The organism is Verrucomicrobiia bacterium (genome assembly GCA_035489575.1).
Classification (GTDB): domain Bacteria; phylum Patescibacteriota; class Saccharimonadia; order Saccharimonadales; family JAGQNK01; genus DATHJY01.
This window is the reverse complement of the sequence record DATHJY010000011.1, coordinates 23,894-42,668: the sequence shown is the minus strand read 5'-3', so window position 1 is coordinate 42,668 and position 18,775 is coordinate 23,894. Positions and strand designations below refer to the sequence as shown.

General features: G+C 51.3%; 20 protein-coding genes. 6 read left to right on the top strand and 14 right to left on the bottom strand.

Annotated elements, in window-relative coordinates:
• Window positions 1-38 precede the first annotated feature (38 nt).
• On the top strand, window positions 39-806 hold the full coding sequence (locus tag VK694_04735) for a glycerophosphodiester phosphodiesterase (protein HTE58024.1): 768 nt from the start codon (window positions 39-41) through the stop codon (window positions 804-806).
• Here the strand turns inward: VK694_04735 and VK694_04730 are convergent.
• Window positions 712-1,248: a hypothetical protein gene (locus VK694_04730; protein ID HTE58023.1), complete on the bottom strand. Its 537-nt coding sequence runs from the start codon at window positions 1,246-1,248 to the stop codon at window positions 712-714. The two genes, VK694_04735 and VK694_04730, sit on opposite strands and share 95 nt — an antisense overlap.
• A 43-nt stretch (window positions 1,249-1,291) precedes the next feature.
• On the opposite strand from VK694_04730, the gene VK694_04725 reads away from it, so the two are divergent.
• Window positions 1,292-1,996, top strand: a complete 705-nt coding sequence (locus tag VK694_04725) for an FAD-dependent oxidoreductase (protein HTE58022.1) — start codon at window positions 1,292-1,294, stop codon at window positions 1,994-1,996.
• Window positions 1,997-2,150: 154 nt separating this feature from the next.
• On the opposite strand, the gene VK694_04720 is transcribed toward VK694_04725, so the two are convergent.
• The 7 genes from VK694_04720 to VK694_04690 form a co-directional block, all read right to left on the bottom strand.
• A complete protein-coding gene (locus VK694_04720; protein HTE58021.1) occupies window positions 2,151-2,618 on the bottom strand; it encodes a cupredoxin family copper-binding protein in 468 nt (155 codons plus the stop codon).
• Between the two features lie 42 nt (window positions 2,619-2,660).
• Window positions 2,661-3,116, bottom strand: a complete 456-nt coding sequence (locus tag VK694_04715) for a MarR family transcriptional regulator (protein HTE58020.1) — start codon at window positions 3,114-3,116, stop codon at window positions 2,661-2,663.
• Between the two features lie 62 nt (window positions 3,117-3,178).
• On the bottom strand, window positions 3,179-4,162 hold the full coding sequence (locus VK694_04710) for an FAD-dependent oxidoreductase (protein HTE58019.1): 984 nt from the start codon (window positions 4,160-4,162) through the stop codon (window positions 3,179-3,181).
• A gap of 14 nt (window positions 4,163-4,176) precedes the next feature.
• Complete coding sequence (locus VK694_04705) at window positions 4,177-4,425, bottom strand: glutaredoxin family protein (protein ID HTE58018.1); 249 nt, start codon at window positions 4,423-4,425, stop codon at window positions 4,177-4,179.
• Window positions 4,426-4,518: 93 nt separating this feature from the next.
• A complete protein-coding gene (locus VK694_04700; GenBank protein ID HTE58017.1) occupies window positions 4,519-5,055 on the bottom strand; it encodes an FKBP-type peptidyl-prolyl cis-trans isomerase in 537 nt (178 codons plus the stop codon).
• Window positions 5,056-5,090: 35 nt separating this feature from the next.
• Complete coding sequence (locus VK694_04695) at window positions 5,091-7,952, bottom strand: efflux RND transporter permease subunit (GenBank protein ID HTE58016.1); 2,862 nt, start codon at window positions 7,950-7,952, stop codon at window positions 5,091-5,093.
• A gap of 541 nt (window positions 7,953-8,493) precedes the next feature.
• Window positions 8,494-8,730: a hypothetical protein gene (locus VK694_04690; GenBank protein HTE58015.1), complete on the bottom strand. Its 237-nt coding sequence runs from the start codon at window positions 8,728-8,730 to the stop codon at window positions 8,494-8,496.
• 754 nt (window positions 8,731-9,484) lie between these two features.
• Between VK694_04690 and VK694_04685 the strand changes: the two genes are divergently transcribed.
• On the top strand, window positions 9,485-9,691 hold the full coding sequence (locus tag VK694_04685; protein ID HTE58014.1) for a hypothetical protein: 207 nt from the start codon (window positions 9,485-9,487) through the stop codon (window positions 9,689-9,691).
• Window positions 9,692-9,868: 177 nt separating this feature from the next.
• On the opposite strand, the gene VK694_04680 is transcribed toward VK694_04685, so the two are convergent.
• From VK694_04680 to VK694_04655, 6 genes are read right to left on the bottom strand one after another with little or no spacing between them, the layout of a single operon-like run.
• Window positions 9,869-11,599: a DUF2207 domain-containing protein gene (locus tag VK694_04680; protein ID HTE58013.1), complete on the bottom strand. Its 1,731-nt coding sequence runs from the start codon at window positions 11,597-11,599 to the stop codon at window positions 9,869-9,871.
• A complete protein-coding gene (gene pheT / locus VK694_04675) occupies window positions 11,596-14,097 on the bottom strand; it encodes a phenylalanine--tRNA ligase subunit beta (GenBank protein ID HTE58012.1) in 2,502 nt (833 codons plus the stop codon). The genes VK694_04680 and pheT overlap by 4 nt, the downstream gene beginning before the upstream one ends.
• Window positions 14,094-14,564: a pyridoxamine 5'-phosphate oxidase family protein gene (locus tag VK694_04670; protein ID HTE58011.1), complete on the bottom strand. Its 471-nt coding sequence runs from the start codon at window positions 14,562-14,564 to the stop codon at window positions 14,094-14,096. Before VK694_04670 ends, pheT begins: the two co-directional genes overlap by 4 nt.
• Window positions 14,561-14,881, bottom strand: a complete 321-nt coding sequence (locus tag VK694_04665; GenBank protein ID HTE58010.1) for a hypothetical protein — start codon at window positions 14,879-14,881, stop codon at window positions 14,561-14,563. The genes VK694_04670 and VK694_04665 overlap by 4 nt, the downstream gene beginning before the upstream one ends.
• Entirely contained in the window at window positions 14,874-15,215 is a 342-nt protein-coding gene (locus VK694_04660) for a DUF5674 family protein (GenBank protein HTE58009.1), read from the bottom strand. The genes VK694_04665 and VK694_04660 overlap by 8 nt, the downstream gene beginning before the upstream one ends.
• Entirely contained in the window at window positions 15,212-16,243 is a 1,032-nt protein-coding gene (locus tag VK694_04655; protein HTE58008.1) for a phenylalanine--tRNA ligase subunit alpha, read from the bottom strand. Before VK694_04655 ends, VK694_04660 begins: the two co-directional genes overlap by 4 nt.
• 42 nt (window positions 16,244-16,285) lie before the next feature.
• Between VK694_04655 and VK694_04650 the strand changes: the two genes are divergently transcribed.
• From VK694_04650 to VK694_04640, 3 genes are all read left to right on the top strand, one after another.
• Window positions 16,286-16,690 (top strand): hypothetical protein, encoded by a 405-nt coding sequence (locus VK694_04650; GenBank protein ID HTE58007.1) that lies wholly within the window; start codon window positions 16,286-16,288, stop codon window positions 16,688-16,690.
• 15 nt (window positions 16,691-16,705) lie between these two features.
• Entirely contained in the window at window positions 16,706-17,203 is a 498-nt protein-coding gene (locus VK694_04645) for a YajQ family cyclic di-GMP-binding protein (protein HTE58006.1), read from the top strand.
• A 213-nt stretch (window positions 17,204-17,416) separates the two neighbouring features.
• Window positions 17,417-18,769 (top strand): trehalase family glycosidase, encoded by a 1,353-nt coding sequence (locus VK694_04640; protein HTE58005.1) that lies wholly within the window; start codon window positions 17,417-17,419, stop codon window positions 18,767-18,769.
• Window positions 18,770-18,775: the final 6 nt, after the last annotated feature.

Below are 18,775 nucleotides of genomic sequence, written 5' to 3'. Positions count from 1 at the left end.
ATGTACTGGAGGTATTGTACACTAGAGGTAATACAGCTATGAAGATAATCGGCCATAGGGGCGCCGCAGGTATGGCGCTCGAGAACACTCTGGAGAGCATTCGCTCTGCTATTAAGGCCGGGGTAGACGCAGTCGAGGTAGATGTCCGGCTAACCCAAGACCACCATCTGGTGTTGTCCCATGACAAACATATCGGCCGTGTCAGTCCCAACAGCACCGTTGTGCACGAGACACTCCTGGAGGAACTGCGCGGGCTAAAGCTGCATAACGGCAAACGTATTGCGACATTGCAAGAGGCCCTGAAAGCTGTTGGCACTACTCCACTTATCATAGATGCCAAAGACAGCGGCTGGGCACAGCCATTGGCGCGCATCCTGCATACCCACCAGTCTCGTTCTATTAGCGTTATCTCGTTCAATCACGATGAGCTAGAGAGCTTCAGCGCCTTGTGTCCTCACGTTGACACCTACGCCTTGGAGCACACCAGCCCGCTAGATGTGGTTCATGGGGCGTACGAACGTAGATTTACCGGGATAGATATTAACTTCTGGACCCTGAATCCACTCACCTACTACTTGGCTCGTCGTCATAACCTAAAGGTCATTGTCTATACGGTCAATCATGTATGGATTGCCCGCTTTCTCAAGTTTCTGTATCCACATATCAGCATTACTACCAACAATCCGGACAGGCTGGGATTTCTGTCCGATATCAAGAAGCGCGAAAGAGCCATAAAGAGAGCATCGACCAACCGCTCACAATCGCGGCGATCACGTACTGCATCGGTACCAAAGAATCGAACATAAAACAGGCTATGCCGCCGGCCAGGTTGGCGACTACCGCCATCCAGTACAGGCGTCCAGGTGGATCAACCATACCGTTGGCTGCAAATCCGACGGCCATCACTATCATCCAGAATGCGCCAAGGTTGGCCAGGATATCACCAGCTGCTGGAGAATTGACATAAAAAACGGCAGCTGACACCACCATGCCGACAGTTATAGGTATCAACCACGCCAGGAAAATATTGCGCATTTGTTTGACACGCATGGGCATTGTTTTGTACATATAGCCAAGCCCAAACACAGACAGGAAAAACCACAAGGCGTTGATGTTCTTTTCTTGGTGAAAATGCGTGGCCACAAAGCCTACCACTACAATCACTAGCCACACAAAGTAAACGCGCGCCCTGGTGGTTGCGAATAATTGACTAAAATCTATCCGGTCAGCAGATGTATTTGGCTCCATATGTAAAAACTATAGCATAAGCCTGCAGGTATATAATGAGGCTATGAAAACTATACTCGACCACACGCATGACGAAGCTAAAAATATTAAAACTTTTTGGTTCAAGCCAGAAAAACCGGCACGCTACACGGCCGGCCAGTTTACAGAGATCAGACTGAAGCATGACAAGCCGGATGACCGTGGCGACAAGCGCTGGTTCACAGTTTCGTCCTCACCTACTGACGCTATGATGAGCATCACCACCAAATGGGCGGGTGATAAAGCCAGTAGTTTCAAGAAGACGTTGTTTTCTCTGCCAATGGGCACCGAGGTACAGCTGGCAGAACCCATGGGTGATTTTGTGCTGCCTAAGCAAACTGACCGACCACTTGTGTTTGTGGCCGGCGGAATTGGCGTGACGCCCATGCACAGCATGATCAAGTGGCTGGTGGACACCGGCGAAAAGCGCGACATACACTTGCTGTACGCCGCAAACAAGCTAGAGGATGTGGCCTTTAGGGACTTGTTCGAGAAAGCTCCTATTACCTTCCAGATTATTCTGAACAACCCACCCAAGGACTGGAAGGGCAAATCTGGCATGTTGACGGCCGATGCCGTGCTAGAGGTTCCAGGTGTAGCAGATACTGCCATGGTCTATCTGTCCGGCCCCGAGCCCATGATAGAAAAATTGTTTGATGACCTAAAAGCCAAAGGTGTCGACAAAAAGCGCCTCATAACCGACTACTTCCCAAATTATGACGCTATTTGAGAGGGGATGATTTCCCACTTTCAGCGGGCCCGCAACTTCATCTTTCTCCGGCTGCTCTCCCCTCATGCAGGTAAATATTTCCGGAGTAAATCCGGAAATATTTTATTTGCTACTTAGGGCTTCACAGGGACGAAGCCAGATTGCAAACATTGGCCTATTCCGTGACCTCTACGATGCCTTTCATGTAGGGGTGCGGTGAGCAGTGGTAGCTAAAGCTACCAACGGTGTCAAAAGTGACGCTGTAGCTTTCGTTTTGGCCAAGCAGTTCACTCTTTGTAAAGGCCCCTTCGGTGTCAGGCGTTACGTCGTGCTTGGTGGAATCTTTGTTAGTCCAGGTTACCTTAGTGCCTTTTTTGACGGTGATCTTGGCTGGGTTGAACGAAAACTCTTGGATGGTGACTGCGCTGGCTTGAGCGGTGTCCGATGAGCCAGCGTTTGGCGTTGGTGTCTGGCTAGTATCCATGTTGGCCATTTCGTCGGCTTCTGACGAGTTGGTGTTGGCGCTCGAAGCTTCAGAGCTAGATTTGTTCTTTTCGTTAGACATGTTGTTGGCTACTACCACGCCGGCAACTGCCACAATGGCAATAACCGCGACAATAATGGCGAGTGTTGATTTTTTCATACTAATACCTCCCTTTAACTCAATCCATTGTAGCAGCTAAGCCTAGTCTGCAGCATCAGCCACCTTGCGCATAGCAAGTAGCTCTACGGTAGCCAGGTATATCTTTAGCTGCTCTGGCGGAATATCAGCCGTCCAGTCTTTCATGGCCTTGTTTATGGCACTTTCTGTTTCCTCTACAAGGCGTTTGCCAGACGGCGCACATATCAGGCGCCGGCTTCGTCGGTCCTGTCGACTGACTTTTTGTTTGACCAGTTTTGACTTGGTCAAACTGGCTGTAAGCGCCGTAACCTGGGGCAGCGTTACGTCTAGTGCCGAGGCAACGGCACTCATAGTCATACCCTCTTTTGGCCCGTTACAGACCACGCTCATCAGGAGCCATTCCATCATTGTTACATCGAACTGTTCAAGCTGCCGGGACACTACCACCCTCAGGGCTCGGTCAGCGCGGGAATGCAGCAGACAGGCCTGAGACATGGTGATCGGACTCGTATCTTCCATGGTTCCACCCTTTTCTTACTGAACAGCTTTACGCAAAACCTACACTTTGTAAAGTAAAAATCTTACATACTTACGGTCGCGGGAGTGGGTGGAGCGATAGTTGACTTGCCGTGGTCCTCCAAATATTTGCGCATCATAAGGGCCGCCGTAGCTCCTTCGCCGGTGGCGCTGGCGATTTGCATAGTGGCACCACTCCGAACGTCGCCGGCTGCGAACACGCCCGGCATGCTGGTCTGCAAATCAGGACCAGTTTTTATCATGCCGATCGAGTCTAATTGGACAGTACTGTCGTGCAAAAACTCGGTATTGGGCTTGAGTCCCACGAATACAAACACACCGTCAGTCTCAAAATTGACCGGTTTGCCGGTGAGCTTGTCGGTGCCTTTGACATTGGTCACTTTTTTGTCGGCACCACCAATAATTTCATCGGTTGTAGTGTTCATGTGCACGGTGATCTTGTCGGTATGGTCTTTTAGGTCTTGTTGCAGAATTTCAGAGGCTCGCATTTTGTCGCCACGAACCAACAGGTCTATGTGTGTAGCAAAGCGAGTCAAAAACATAGCCTCTTGTACAGCCGAGTTACCTCCGCCAACCACCACCAGCCGTTTGTCGCGATAAAAGGCTCCGTCGCACGTCGCACAGTAGTGTACGCCGCGGGCGTAGTATTCGGCCTCGCCCGGGATACCCAGACGCTTGTAGTCGCTGCCAGTGGCAATCAGGACAGCCTTGGCAAAGATATCTCCGTCGGTTGTCGTCAGTTTCTTCTTTGCACCCTGGTCCTCGATCTTGAGGACTTCGCCCAGACGAATCTCGGCGCCGAACCGTTCGGCTTGCTCTTGCAATCCGGTGGCCAGGTCCATGCCCGATATGCCCTGCGCAAAGCCCGGGTAATTGTCGACCCAGTCGGTGATTGCCGCAAGGCCGCCAATGGCGCCTTTTTCAAACAAAATGGTATCTATGTCTTCTCTGGTAGTGTAGATTGCTGCGGCCAAGGCTGCCGGCCCAGCACCAATCATAACCACATCGTGGTCTGTTGTGTCTGCCATATATTAGTTCTCCCTTAGCCAACGGCGGGTGCTAGCTTTGCCAGATTGTAGCCAACGACTACTTCTTTGCTGTCGTCTTGCTTGGTCACGATGGTAACCGGGACAGACAGCGTGCCGCTCATTTCAAAAGCTTCTTTTTGTCGGTCTGGGTTTTGGTCTAGGTTTACTTCTTCGTACTGATAGCCCTTGGCGTTCAACCACTTTTTGACCATGACGCAGTATGCGCACGTGTTGGTTGTGAAGATCGTTATGTTTTTGACCACTTTACCCTCTCTTTACTTTGTTTTTAGTCTCTCATCTATTATATATAGTGCTCATGCTTTAGACAAGACCCCTATATGTAGCGTTTACAACAACTACTGATTTTTTACAGCGGTTATCTCTATGTCAAAAACCAGGTCAGAATTGGCTGGAATATTGGGAGATGGAGAGTTGGCGCCATAGGCCTTGTCTGCCGGGATGGTCAAGCGGCGTGTACCACCAACTTTCATACCTGGAACGCCTTCTGTCCAGCCAGCAATGACACCACTCAGGCTAAACTCGATGGGCTGCCCGGTATCATGTGAACTCTGAAAAATAGTACCGTCTTTGGCTAGGGCGCCGGTGTAGTGTGCGGTTACCGTGGCGCCGGCTTTTACTTCTTCGCCATCTCCCGGCTTGGTGTCAGTAATTTGCAAAGCATTCACTTTTTCTACGGCTGTAAAGTTTGCTAGTTTTGTGCCTTCCAATGTACCCTCCTGTGCGGTTTGAGTGTTGTTATTGTCGCCTGCAGCTTTGGTTTGCTGGTTATCTTTTCTTATTTGCCAGATCACGCCCAGACCCGCAGCAACAGAAGTTGCTAAGAACAGGACTGCTAAGATCAAGGCAAATACGCGTTGGTGCGTTTTCGCCACGTATACCTCCTAAGTTGACTCCCCCCAGTATAGCACTACAAAACCCGGGGAAGCACATGCTTTTTGTTAACAACATACACAATTGGATACAGCGCACAAATGAGCAGCCACAGGCCAATAAGTGTGCGCTTTTCCAGGGCAGACAAAGCAATCACCCCACCGATGAGGGCGATCAACCAAAACACCACATGGCGTCGCTTAAATTTAAGTCGCAAGTACTCCGACCCCAGATAGTAGTACGGAAAGACGGTCACAACCAACAACGTGCTCGACAGTAGGCCAAAGATGAGTACCACGGCCAAACCCTCCCAAAACGGACTAGCGATAGCCAAGGGTACGAGTGACACAACGGCAGTCATGCTGGTTGCGAACAAGGGCCGGAAGCGTTCTTCCAGCGCAGCAACGGCTGCATCGATAGGGTCTGCTCCTGCACGTCTGGCCTGGTTGGCAAAATCTGTCAGCAGAATGGTGTTCTTGATGCTCAGACCAATGAGCGCAAAGAAGCCCAGCATAGCAAAGAAACTGATGGCGTTATCGGTGAGATTGAGGCCCAACATAATGCCGAAGAAACTAAACGGTATGGCCAAAAAAATCAGCAGTGGTTGCAAGAGCGAACGGAATTGCACCGCTAGTAATACGTACATGGCTGCCAACAGAACCGGAAATGCTAGCAGGAGGGCGTTGAATGATTCTTGGTTCTCTGCCTCTTGCCCTAGTTCGAAATGGATGGCGTCGTTGGCCAGGCCATAGCTTGCCAGAGTGGCGCCACCAAACTTGTCTTTGACGGCCTCTTGGGCCAAATTTACCAGGGTGGTGGTGTCCGTGCCGTCAAAACCGGCCTGAACCTGTACAACCGATTTGTTGCCAACCCGAACGTATTCATCTGCCGATGCAACTGTGACGTTTTTCATACGCGCAGTGCTGTTATCTAGGCGTTTTAGTTCGACAGTGGACAGGTAGGCGGCCAGGTCTTTGGCGGCCCGAAAGGCTGCCCCCCGATTGGCGGTGTCTATTTGCACCACAAAGGACGCGGACGGCGGCCCAACGTCTTGTTGGCCCACGGCCACCTGGGCTTCTTTGAAATCGGCCGTAAAGCGATCTTGCACTTGCTTGACGATTTCTGGTGAACGAATATCGCGTTTGTTGTACGGCGTCAGTTGTACAAACAGGGTGCCGGTTTGGGCACTGCCGGTTCCGTAGTAAGAAGCCTGCACAAAGTTGTCACCAACGATTTGCTTAGTTAGCTCGTCGGCCTTGCCGGCGATAGCCTCGGCTTGGCCAATGGTTGTACCGGCCGGGAAGTTAATAGCCATTACGAGGCCGTTGGTGTCCTTGGTAGGCGGAAAGATATTGAACACCACGTGCCGAGCAATTGCTCCACCGGCACCGATAAATGCCAGACCAATCAAAACAGCCGTAATGCCCACCCCAAACAACTTGGGTTTAGAATGCCTAGCCCACAGCATGGGCTTGGCAATAAATTGTGCCAGCTTGGCCTCGAAACCGGCAGCAACTTCTTTGACGGCCTGCTTGCCCATTTGCTTTTTGCCAAGTAGCAGGAAGCGAGCAAAGAACGGAATAAACACCAGTGCTACCACTAGGCTGATCAGGAGCGAGGCAATGATGGTAATAGGTATGGCTCGAATAAAGCTGCCCAGAATACCCCCTACAAATAACAGTGGCGCAAAACTGAGGCTGGCGGTCAGGGTGGCTGCCACCATGGCACGGCTGACCTTTCTGGTAGCTATCTGTACGGCTTTGCGTGGATCTTTCTCGCGTGCTCGGGCGGCGTCGATAGCTTCTACCATAATAATGGTATCGTCGACTATCAGTGCCAGACCTAGTATGAGCGCAAACAGTGTTATCACGTTCAGCGAATACCCGACCGCATACAGAAAGGCAATGCTAGCCACTAGCACAGTGATCATAGAGATGACTGTGATCAGCGAGGCCCGAATGGCGATAACAATAGAGCCCACGATAAGCACTGCCAACAGTCCCTCTAGGAGCACTCGTTGCAATTCGCTCAAGTTCTCTTCGATAGATGGCGCAAAGCTGGCGCTGACATCTGCGCCATAGTCCTGAAAACCCGGCTGGCCCATAAGTTCCTGCAAAGCTTGACGCACATCGTGGTCCAGCTTAATGACATCGGTGCCCTTGTTGGCAGACATGCCGACGATGACCGAATTATAGAAGGCGGCCTGGCCTCCCTCACGCTTGCCATAGCGGTCAAAGCTGCGCTGAATCGTAACCGCCTGCCCGGTTGAGGGATCGGCAACAGACTCGAGTGGACTTTTTACAAAGACCTCATGAACATGCGGGATCTTTTTGTTTTGTAGCCAAGTAGCAGCCTGGGTAGCTTTGGCATTTAGGTCTGCCTCTGAAGCTGTTTTCTTGCTGTAAAAAGATACTGCTATATCTATCTGCCGGATGTCTCCCCCGGTTGCGCCAAAGTACGGCACATTGTATTGCAGCCGAGCAGACGCAGGTAGTTTGCCTGAGTCTTTTACAGCCTGCTCTAGGGTTTTGGCCGCAGCTGCGGTATCGGTGCCTTCTTTGTACTGAATGGAGGTACTAAAGAAGTTGCCAGAACTCTGGGTTGTAACGGTGTTGACGTTTGCCTGTTTCAGGGCAATCTCGGCCAGAGGCTTGGCGGCCTCGGCGTCTACCTTTGCTGGGTCATTAGTCACATAGGTGCCGGTTACGATAGCGATGGGGATCTGCACACTCGGGAAACCTTCGCGCTTGAGGAGCGTGGTGTAGCTGGCAACACCAAAAACTGCCACAACCAGCCACAATATGGCTGTTATTCGGGGACGATCAAAGAAGAACGTCGTAAATTTTGCCAACATTTTGTCTTTTTCTTTGGTAACGATAGTTTTCTTGCGCCCTGTCATGCTAAAGACCCTCTTATTGCTAAAAGCTTAGCATACGTAAGCAAATACTAAGGCCCATCCGACAATAATCTGCACGTTCAGCTAGAAACCATCTGTCCTGAACCGCACAGCTTATTGCCGGATGAGGCCTAGGAGAGTTATAGAGTGGATTATGTGCTAGTCACAATGCACGAGAGGTTTGGGCTCTTGCATTCTGATTAACTGACAGATATATGGGTGGGGGATTTCGCTTTTGGAGAGGGATGGGTCCCGCGACTGGTGTGGCACTCGCCGATTGTGTGGAGGCGGCCGGAGGTGCAGCTGACGCACAAGCAGCAAGTAAGCCGCGGGACCCAGGTCTCGTACTACAACTGTAGAGAACTCCGGGTTCCGGAACGGACGTGTTACCCAAACGGGCGGGCGGGCGGCGCTTGAGCAAGCACGATGTTCCGGAACCCAGATCTTGTTACCTTCTTGGTAGAACTCTAGGTTCCGTGACAAGAACTCTGGCCGGCGGGCGGGCGGACTGGCGTCGGCGGAGGTGTCACGGAACCCAGACCTTTTAGAAAGCGACGAGAGAGACCCGGTTGCCCGGATGCAGGGAAGGCGCGTGGACTACAGCGTCTATCGCAAGCACAGCTATGTAAGCATCTCTCTCGCCGAGCGAGGTGCCTTGGCGTGGAGCGGCAAAACAACCGAAGTTGTTCCAGACGTTCTCGGCGGCGAGATCGTCTACCTCGACTAGGTGTACTGCTTCCAATGACTGGAGCAGCAAGCGAGATTGGAGAGGAGCGGGCAAAGCCCTTCAACTGCGCAGGGGGAGTGCGCTGTCGGACCGAAGTCTCTCCTCTCCAGAGCATGGAACCAACAGGACGTTGGGGGACGTGTCGGTATCCGTGCTCGATCATCAAGTCTCGTATGAGACAGAATGGCTGGCCACAAATTATTGCGGACAAGCATTACTGCCTCAGGGAGACAAACCATATATCTGTCAAAGTGCTACGATGGTGGGAGCAGTTGCTCTACCTCTATCGTCGCTTTTTCACTATAGCATGCTATAAAACATTTCCACAACTATCTGTCCAAAGCAACCAGAATTTTGCTTGACTTGGATAGATGGACAGATGCAATTCGGTGTAGTTTTTTAAACAATGGGGGGTGAGTGTCAGCCAAGAAGGCTGTCGTCCGCTTGACTGACACGTCCCCCTTTACCTACCGGCGACCTGTTCCTCTGCAAGGAGTACAGTTCCGCTGGGGAAACCCAACTTTGCCGGTACCTCTGCATGGACTGCAGGCGTTCTCTTTCCTGATGTTGCCGGTGCCCTTGCACGGAGTGCATTTGAGCTTGGTCAGACCAACTTTGCCAGAACCACCGCAATTGGTGCATGTGGCCACTTTTTCGTCTCCTTCGAGGAGAGGACTATCTTGACCTGTGGGTTCCTCTGGCGTCAGCCGGAAGTGGCGGAACAACCGCTTCAACCAGAGGAACCCGAACATGGAACCAGAGCTTCGTTAGAAGGTCCAGCTCTATCGAAACACAGAAAGGGGTGGTTATGGACAAAGTCCATACCAATGGTCACGACAAGCGTGGCCAGATCGCGGCACAGGCGGCAGACACCGGCTCAAGCGCTCACCCCTTCCTGCGGATCGCCATGAGAAATACGCACAAGAAGCGTATTTCAACCTACGCTTCTAATACTTTCTCAGGCGCTCGGCGGCTAAGTTCTATTGTCTTGTTGGACAGTTTTGGCTCGTCATAAAATATATGGCGAAGCAAAACCATCCAACCAATAGCGCTTGCAGCAGTAAGGATTCCTAAAAAGTTATCAAACTATTCGAATTACATCTGTCAATGTGCACCCTTAGGAGCAATGCTCGACTAAAAGTTCATATATTATATAACCAATTAATACAATATGCAATACTAATTATTTTTGCTACCAGCCCCCACCCCCGCCACCACCTCCACCGCCCCCAGAGAAACCTCCGCCACCGCTGCCGGAGCTGCCAGAACTAGTGGGTGCGCTAAAGCTGCTGTTCATGGCTGATACGCCTTGGGTCAGGCTATGCGCAAAGTAGACAGTGCTAAATGTACTGAAGTTGCCACTGTACCAACCGGGTGGCTGACTGTATATATGATCAAACTGATTAGCCCAGGATTTCTCGACGCCCAAGGCTATGGCAAACGGCAAGAGTTTCTCGAACAAGTGGACTGTCTTGGAGGGTGCGGCGTATGGGCGATCTACGCTCTGGAGCATCTTCAGCCGATCCTCTTCAGCTGTTTTCATGTACAGCTCGAGTCCTTTGACCTTTTCATAGGCCTCTACGCCCGCGTGGCTGCGGCGACGCATCAGAATCATGGCCAGTATGGCACTGAGGATGATTGCCAACATGCCTATCAGCCATCCCCATCCCGCACCAGTAAATATAAGTATCATAAATGCTACCAGGGCCAGGCCAATTAGTTTGGCGTAGGCACCAGAAGGGCTTTCCTCGAGCAGGCCGTGTTCTTTGGTCAGGCTCGATTTGAGCTTGCTGCGAATTTTGGTAACGGCCGCGTACATTTTTGTTTTGTCTATCTTGGAAATATCTTGGATGGTACCGACCTGGAAGGGCTTGAACAGTGCACCCAGGAGGTCAATCTCGTGTGGCTTCAGACCAGTGGTGTCGGCCTTGACGACCTCTAAACTAAATACATGCTTGGTAAAAAGACCAAGCCGTTTCTTTTCCTCGTCATGGACTTTCAGGTAACCACGGATGGCTAGGTCTATGATGGTTGCCGACAGGTCTCGGTTGTCTAGGTTGTAGTCCATCAGCAATCCAACTTCTGCTGGGCTGAGCCCCTTTGGCGGCTTGTATTCTGGGACAATAACACCCCTGCCCTTGTAATCTTTGCCATGTTTGCGCCATAAATTAAAAGCGTACAAGACGCCGCCTAGCCCAACGACAATCCCCACTAACTGCAAAATATTTTGCCGCACCCAGTCACCCGTAGTAGTAGGAGCAAATAAACTCTTCTGAATCGGCACGGCAACCGATAGGTTTTCGCCCGCACCAAGTGGATGGGTTGCGGCGAATGTATACCCTTGACCGGTAGGTACAAGTGTACAGTTTTGCGCAGTACTGCCTTGGGGACCGGTATAGCACGAGGGAGTTCTGTCTGTCGCCTTCCAGCCATCTGGCAAAATGACCTCGCCCCTTACCTGGGTAAATGGCTGCCTCCACTGGGTACCGTTGATATTCCAATACCACTCGTCAAATCCGTCGTAGAAATCCATGAGGTTCTGCATTTCGTAGCTAATTTGATAGCTATGGTGGTCGGTGATGGTTCTGCCAGCGTCACCAATCTTGAGCACAGTGTTGTCATTCTCGGTATACGACGAATAGGGCTCGGTCTGGCCATCACGACTGACAGACTTTACTTCTAGGTGGAGTGAATGGCCCCTGTTAATCTGCGGCAAGGCACGCAGGATGCCGTGGTTGTTGTCCGAAAACGTCAGGTCGATCGATTCTGTTACTTCCATACGGCCCCCATGCACGTCGTTATGCAGACGATACTGGCCATAGAAATCGTTGACAACAAAATCGTCTACGCCGGCATGTGCTATGGGTGCCATGCCCAGCGTTACCCATAAAAAGGCCAGGATAAGCCAGAGGGCTTTTTTCATAGCCGTTCGGCGCCGAGATTTTGGCTAACGCGCTCGGCCAAATTGTCTAGAAGGTGGTTGATCTCTGTACTTTTCAGTGTCTTTTGGTGATGGGTTGCTGTCAGGCGGAAGGTAATGTGTTTTACGTCATCTTTTTGGTAGATGTCTAAGGGCTCTAGCCTAGTTTGCAGGTGGCTATCGTCTAGCTCGGCCAGCCCGGCCTGCAGCTCGTCATGCAAACGCGCATAGTCGATGTCAGCAGTTATTCGGAGCGAAATGTCTTGCTGAACACTAGGGAACTTAGACAAGGGATGATAAGAAGATTGCTGCTGCGTCTTAAGGGCGTGCAATCCTACTTCGAAACCGGCAGTGTGTGCGGGCAGTTTGAGTGCCTTGGCAACTGACGGCTTGAACTCGCCAACGATCCCCATGGCGTGGCCTTGGTGATTCTTGATCACTGCACTTCGGGCCCGATTGTAAGGCGCAGCTACGATACCCATGACTGACTGGTCGGACAGCTCGTCGGTAATTGGCTCGATGCATATGTCTGTCACTCCAAGGTTTTTCAGCAGAACCGACAGATATTGTTTGGCCTGGTAAAAGGCTGCGCCCTGTAGGTTTGTTGCTGCCTTAGGATCGGCGGTAATTACCAGACTGAGAGCATTTAGTTCGAGGGGTACCTGCTGCTCGACGCGATCCTGCTGTCCTCTTATGTGGGACTTACCAATCTCGAACAGTGCAAACTGACCGTAGCCGGCCTTGATGTTGGGGTGCACTTTGTCGAGCAAACTGGGTGTCAGGCTGAGGCGGAAATATTGCAGGTCTGGGCTGAGGGCATTGCTCAGTTGAAAAGCCTGTTCTCTGTTCTGTCCTGTTTTGGCCAAGAGATCACCGTGCACAAAGCTGTAGGTGAGTAGTTCGTTGGCACCAGCAGTTGCCAAACTCTGACGAATCTGTGACTTTAGGTCAAACAAAGCGTCTTGGGTGACGGGCTTGATAGATTGTACGGGCAGCTCCAACGGCAAGTGGTCAAAACCGTACAGGCGCCCTACTTCTTCTACGACGTCCTCGGCAATCTCTATATCGGTGCGCCAATAGGGTGGCGTGACCGACAATTCGTCGCCGTGCACCTCTACTACTAGTTCTACGTTCTCTAACAGGCGTGCCATATCCTCGGCGGGCAGCTGCAAGCCGAGTCGCACATTGATGAAGTCGCTGGTTACCTGCACGGGGGCTGGTTTTTGCAGCTGTGATTTAACGTCAAAGACTTGGCTGGCGGCACTACCATTGGATACATAGGCAACAGTTGTAACGGCTTCTTCCAGTACTATGTCATTTTGCAGCGGGCTTTGGCCTTTGTTGAATCGTGTTACGGCGTCGGTAAACAAGCCGTATTTCATGGCTGTCCGCCGAATCGCGTACATGTCAAAGTTGGCACACTCCAGAATGATGTTCTTGGTGTCGTCGTCTACTTCTGTGTCGGCTCCGCCCATGGCCCCACCGACGCCAATGGCTTCTTTGTCGGTTGCGATCACCACGGTCGGGGCTTCGATGACAGGTTCTTTGCCGTTGAGCAGCTTGATCTTCTCGCCGGTGGCTTGCCGGGCGATAAGAGTAGGAACGGTGCCGCTCTTGGCTACAACTTTGTCGTAGTCGTAGGCATGCAACGGCTGTCCGGTGAGAACCATCAGGTAGTTGGTAACGTCAACAATGTTGTTGATAGGTTTCAGCCCCACTCGGCTCAGGTAGGTCTGGATGATGAGTGGGCTCGGGCCCATTTGCACGTCTGCTAGGGCAATAGCCATAAAGCGTGGCACCAAGGCGCCAGCCTCGTTGCGGACCTCTAGCGGCAGTGTTTTTGCACCAGGCTTTATGCGGTCTAGCGAGCGCACGTACCAGTCCGGGCTCTTGAACGGAATGTTCTGGATACCGGCTATTTCGCGGGCCACACCCAAGATGCCAAAGCAATCGGGCCGGTGGGTGAACATCTTGTTCTCTATCTCGATAATATGATCGTCCAGCTCGTAGGCTTCGGCAAACGAGGTACCAGGCTCTGCTGGTGTGTCCAGTTCGACAATACCGTCGTGGTTGTCACCAAGCGCCAGCTCTTTGGCGCTAGCCAGCATGCCGTTGCTAACGGTCCCGCGTATTTCGCGCGCTTCTAACACAAATGGATCTTTGTCATACGTGCTGGGCACGGTGGCACCCGGCGGCAGCCACGCAACAGTCAGCCCGGCGCGGACATTTGGTGCGCCACAGACCACTTGCACATGACCGTCTTGGTTACGAGTGACGCCTTCGGCCTTGCCGCCGTCGTCTATCAGACAAACGTTTAGTTTGTCGGCGTTGGTATGCTTCTGGCACGACATCACCTTGGCCACCAAAATGCCTTGATACTTTTTACCCAGATCGGTCACTTCTTCTACAGCACCTAGCTGGGCACCAATCTTGGTTACGAGCTCGTCAATAGATATATTGACGTCTGTAAACTGCTTGATCCAATTCAGACTAACTTTCATTTTTGGCCACCGTTCCAGTCAAGCGTATGCTTGATCGCTTTTTCTTCGCCGAACTTTCCAAAGGCGTACCACTTTTCTACGGTGATTTTGTAGAATTTGTGGCCGTCCTCTTGCTTGGCCTGTTCTATGATGCCTTCGTCTACTTTTTGGCGCTGCTTGAAGTATTCATAATATTCCGGGAAACGACTTTGGTCTTCTTGCAGTTCGGCTGTGCCCTCAAAATAGATACCATGGGGGGCATCGTCCAGGCCGTGCTGTTTGACAATAGTGCCGGCAACGTGGGGATTTATGCTGATTTCTTGGCTGTGCCGACGTGACTTGAGCGAACGGAAATACAGATTTAAGTTGTCGTCATAGGCAAAGTGGACCTCGCATACCCATGGTCGGTCGCCACTGACCGTAGCCAGCGACATATGCAGTGACTTGTCTATATATTCTCTGATTATTTTTTCTACGTCTGTATTCATCTTTGTAACCTCGCTGCTATTGCAAACTGCATAAAGTACTTTTCAAGGGTAGCGTCAACTTTGTCTGTTAGGATGGATTCTGCAAATAATTCGCGGGCGCAAAGTAGCTCGGGCACTGCAGTTTTGTGTGATGCAGACCAGACATCAACAGTAGCGTTTATAAGGTCCATCCCCCTGAAAAAGGCGGATTGCATACGCTCTGTTTTGCCCTGCCTTTTTGCCGCAAGCGCCCTACCAACCTCGGAGCCGATGTTGCCCATCTGATTAAAAATATCCAACTCTGCCCACGCATCTCGATCAAACTCATGGCTACTCATGGACAACCTCACTGACAATGCGGATAATTTTTTGCCGCACTAGTGGATCAAGCACATCCTTGGAGGCATTGCCCTGGGACGGACGAATATTAATCATAGAGTCGAATTCGATGAAATCGTCCGTACCATAGTCTGCCGGGTGTAGGTTGATGCCCCATAGGTCGCTTTGCTTTGATCCTTTTTCCAGTAAATGAGCCTCGCCGTCATAATGCATAGGCATGTCAATAACGACAATCTTTTTGGCTATGTCGACATCTGCCTTAACGAGCTCACCAAACATTTTTTGTGCCATTTGCGTGAGCTCGGCAACGGAAATCTTGTCAACAATTTTCATGAAAATTGCCTTAGGAAGTCTAGTTTGCCTGATTCGAAGTGGCGGATGTCTTCTACGTTGTGCTTTATCATGACCAGACGTTCGATACCTCCACCCCACGCAAAGCCGGTGTATTCGTTGGAATCTATGCCGGCCATCTTGAGCACATTGGGGTGGATCATGCCGCAGCCTAGCAATTCCAGCCAGCCTTCGCCGCAGATATTACAGCCAGCCTTGTCGCAAAATGGGCAGGCTATGGCGAACTCAAAGCTAGGTTCTGTAAATGGGAAGTAGAAGGGCTGGGTTTTGACCTCCATTTTTTTGCCGTAGTAGGTCTCGAAAAAAGTCTGGAGTACCGCAATCAGGTGCCCAGCATGAATATCTTTGCCCACATAAACACCTTCTAACTGATAAAAGGTATGTTCGTGTCGAGCATCCAGGTCTTCGTTGCGAAAGACGCGACCAGGAATGACGTACGAAATCGGTTGGCCGTTTTCTAACCGCTCTTTGTTGGCCGACAACACCCTATTTTGCATGGTGCTGGTGTGGGCCGGCGCAATCAAACCTTCGGTGGTCATAAAGGTGTCGTAGTCGTCACGGGCAGGATGATCGGCCGGAAAGTTGAGGCTCTCGAACATGTGGTAGTCGTCATCGAGCTGCCGAGACTCTATAGCGTTGAACCCCATGCGGTAAAAAATATCCAGAATAGTGTCTAGCTCGGTCATCAGTGGATGCTTGGTGCCATTTTGGCTGGGCAGAAGTGCGGGTTTTTGGTCGCCTACATTTACATCGAATGGTGCCGTGACATCTATGGGTTCTAGCTGTTCGGCGGTATCACTGTGCTGGGCTATGAGATGTTCTAGGTCAGTCTTGAGCTGATTTATTTCTTTGCCAAAACTGGCCCGCTGATCAGCTGGCAATGTGCGAACTTCTGCATACAAAGCCTTCAGCTCTGTGGCCTTTAAAATATCGGCTTTGGTATCGAGCTGGCTCAGCCGAGCTTTGAGCACTTCAGCAGTTTCGGCAATCTTCTGATTTTGGTAACTCATCTTGGTGTTCATTATAGCAACCAGCCACGCTATAATACAGATATGCCGACAAAATCTGTTGCGAATGAAGATATCCTAGAACTCCTGCAGGAAAGTATGCAGATGACTAGTGAGGGCCTAGGTAAGCTTGACCGACGTATAGACGAAACCAATGAACGTATGGATGGACTACACACCGAGATGAACTCCGTGCGGCATGACACCTCCGATCTAAAAAAGTCCATTTATCGCTTGGAAATTGAAAGCAGCAAACACCAAGAGCAGCTCACAACTGTTCAAAATGAAATCGTAGCTATACATGTTGATACTAAGGAAATTTTGGATGAGCTTGCAGCGGTCCAGACTCAACTGTTGTCGGGCGGTAAGCCGGCCAATTTGGAGACAACTTTGCGAAGCATCGTCCATCAAGTACAAACAATAGCTAAGAAGGAAGGGATTTCTTTATAGAACTCAGGTAAAAGTATGGCACAGTTCTCGTTTGACATAGTGAGTGAATACGACAAGGCCGAGATGAACAACGTCTTTGACCAAACCCAGCGCGAGATTGCGGGCCGCTATGACTTCAAGGGCACGCCGGCACAACTCGAGTGGCTGAATGGGGATAAAACAGGATTTAAAGTAACCGGCACCAGTGACTGGCAAATAGACGCCATCCTAGACATCGTGCGTAAAAAGCTGGCCGCCCGTAGCCAAAGCCAGAAAGTTCTGGACACCACCCGAGAAGCAGTGGTGGCTAACCTGAAAACTACCAAAGAGGTGCCATTTAAACAGGGCCTAGACCAGGACAAGGCCAAGCAGATCACCAAGCTGATCCGCGACGAATATCCCAAGGTCAAATCTCAGATCCAAGGTGACGCAGTCCGCGTGACCAGTGGCAGCAAGGACGACTTGCAGTCAGTCATGCAGATCATACAGGGCAAAGAATTCGACTTTCCACTAAACTTCACCAATTATCGTTAGAACCCACCCCAGATCTCGCTTTCGAGCCCAAAATCGATCCATTTCGAGTGAGAATTCGTTCCAGTTTTTGAGGCGTAACCGTAGTTACGGCTCGGAAACTGGGACGGATTGTCGCCGGAGTGGGTGAGTTCCCGGGACGGAATTGGAGATCTGGGATAGGTTCTGGGGCGGACTACTGGGCAAGCATAACCGGGCTGCGCTATACTGATAGCAATGGACGAAAAACAGGGCCAGGCAAATTCCGACCAGCCCACCGGCGAAAACTTTCTTGAGGCAGCTCAGACTGTGTTGGCTCATAACGATCACGGGACACACACGGTGCCGGTCGGTGGTGGTATGTACCCCCATCAGTGGCTATGGGACAGCTGTTTTATTGCAATTGGGCTGAGCCACTACAACGTCGAGCGTGCCCAGACTGAAATACTGAGCCTGCTTGGCGGACAGTGGGCTAACGGCATGATCCCAAACATTATTCATAGCCAAGGGCGTCATGGCCGCGACGGCAATATCTGGCGCAGCTGGCTCAACCCCAATGCTCCGGACGACGTCAGCACTAGCGGTATCACCCAACCCCCCATGGTCGCCGAGGCTGTGGTGCGTATAGGCCAGAAACTCCCCAAGGCCGAGAAACGCAGTTGGTATCAATCCGTCTTTCCGGCGTTGTTGGCCTACCACGAATGGATTTATGCAGACCGTGATCCACACGGCGAAGGCCTGGCCCTGCTGGTACACCCCTGGGAGACCGGCCTAGACAACACCCCGCCCTGGATGGCCGAACTGCATGATCACCAACTGGCCTTTTGGATTACAGCCATAGACAAGCTGCACCTGGTGCCGCTCATAAATCTGCTACGGCGCGACACGCACTTTATTCACGCTGCTCAGCGTATCGGCACCATTGATGCCCTGGCTTTGTACAGCACACAACGTCGGCTGCGTCGTAAAAATTATGATACCAAGCGCATCCTGGCCCATTCTATGTTCACCATAGAGGATGTAACCTTTAATTCTATTTTGATACGTGCCAACCAAAACCTAGAAGCCATTGCTAAATATATTCGCAAAGAGCTGCCAGAAGAGCTGGTGGTCCACATGCGTAAGACCGAGAAGTCGCTGGAATCGCTGTGGGACCCATATTCATTGCAGTACTATTCCAGGGAGTTTGTGTCACATCGGCTGCTCAAAGTACCGAGTATCGGCACGCTCATGCCCCTGTATGCCGGCACCGTTACGAAGGAACGAGCCAAGCAGCTGGTCAAAATGATAGAGAACGAGCATCTGTTTGGTGCTCATTACCCCATCCCAACGGCACCCCTAAACAGTGAGTGGTTTAACCCGCACCGCTACTGGCAAGGCCCCACTTGGGTAAACACCAACTGGCTGATCATAGATGGACTGAAGCGATACGGTTATAACGACCATGCCGAAGCGCTAAAAGAAGCTACCCTAGAAATGGTCCATAATGCTGGATTTTGGGAATACTTCAGCCCGGTAGACGGTTCACCAGCCGGCGCCGAGAACTTTGGCTGGACGGCTGCTCTGACAATTGACCTGCTGAAAAGCTAGGCGTCT

Excerpts from the sequence above, each read along its gene's own strand:
- VK694_04710 (HTE58019.1), bottom strand. The coding sequence starts at position 4,162 with ATGGCAGACACAACAGACCACGATGTGGTTATGATTGGTGCTGGGCCG.
- pheT (HTE58012.1), bottom strand. The coding sequence starts at position 14,097 with ATGAAAGTTAGTCTGAATTGGATCAAGCAGTTTACAGACGTCAATATA.
- VK694_04715 (HTE58020.1), bottom strand. The coding sequence starts at position 3,116 with ATGGAAGATACGAGTCCGATCACCATGTCTCAGGCCTGTCTGCTGCAT.
- VK694_04725 (HTE58022.1), top strand. The coding sequence starts at position 1,292 with ATGAAAACTATACTCGACCACACGCATGACGAAGCTAAAAATATTAAA.
- VK694_04640 (HTE58005.1), top strand. The coding sequence starts at position 17,417 with ATGGACGAAAAACAGGGCCAGGCAAATTCCGACCAGCCCACCGGCGAA.
- VK694_04730 (HTE58023.1), bottom strand. The coding sequence starts at position 1,248 with ATGGAGCCAAATACATCTGCTGACCGGATAGATTTTAGTCAATTATTC.
- VK694_04645 (HTE58006.1), top strand. The coding sequence starts at position 16,706 with ATGGCACAGTTCTCGTTTGACATAGTGAGTGAATACGACAAGGCCGAG.
- VK694_04650 (HTE58007.1), top strand. The coding sequence starts at position 16,286 with ATGCCGACAAAATCTGTTGCGAATGAAGATATCCTAGAACTCCTGCAG.
- VK694_04680 (HTE58013.1), bottom strand. The coding sequence starts at position 11,599 with ATGAAAAAAGCCCTCTGGCTTATCCTGGCCTTTTTATGGGTAACGCTG.
- VK694_04660 (HTE58009.1), bottom strand. The coding sequence starts at position 15,215 with ATGAAAATTGTTGACAAGATTTCCGTTGCCGAGCTCACGCAAATGGCA.
- VK694_04665 (HTE58010.1), bottom strand. The coding sequence starts at position 14,881 with ATGAGTAGCCATGAGTTTGATCGAGATGCGTGGGCAGAGTTGGATATT.
- VK694_04685 (HTE58014.1), top strand. The coding sequence starts at position 9,485 with ATGGACAAAGTCCATACCAATGGTCACGACAAGCGTGGCCAGATCGCG.
- VK694_04670 (HTE58011.1), bottom strand. The coding sequence starts at position 14,564 with ATGAATACAGACGTAGAAAAAATAATCAGAGAATATATAGACAAGTCA.
- VK694_04720 (HTE58021.1), bottom strand. The coding sequence starts at position 2,618 with ATGAAAAAATCAACACTCGCCATTATTGTCGCGGTTATTGCCATTGTG.
- VK694_04695 (HTE58016.1), bottom strand. The coding sequence starts at position 7,952 with ATGACAGGGCGCAAGAAAACTATCGTTACCAAAGAAAAAGACAAAATG.
- VK694_04655 (HTE58008.1), bottom strand. The coding sequence starts at position 16,243 with ATGAGTTACCAAAATCAGAAGATTGCCGAAACTGCTGAAGTGCTCAAA.
- VK694_04735 (HTE58024.1), top strand. The coding sequence starts at position 39 with ATGAAGATAATCGGCCATAGGGGCGCCGCAGGTATGGCGCTCGAGAAC.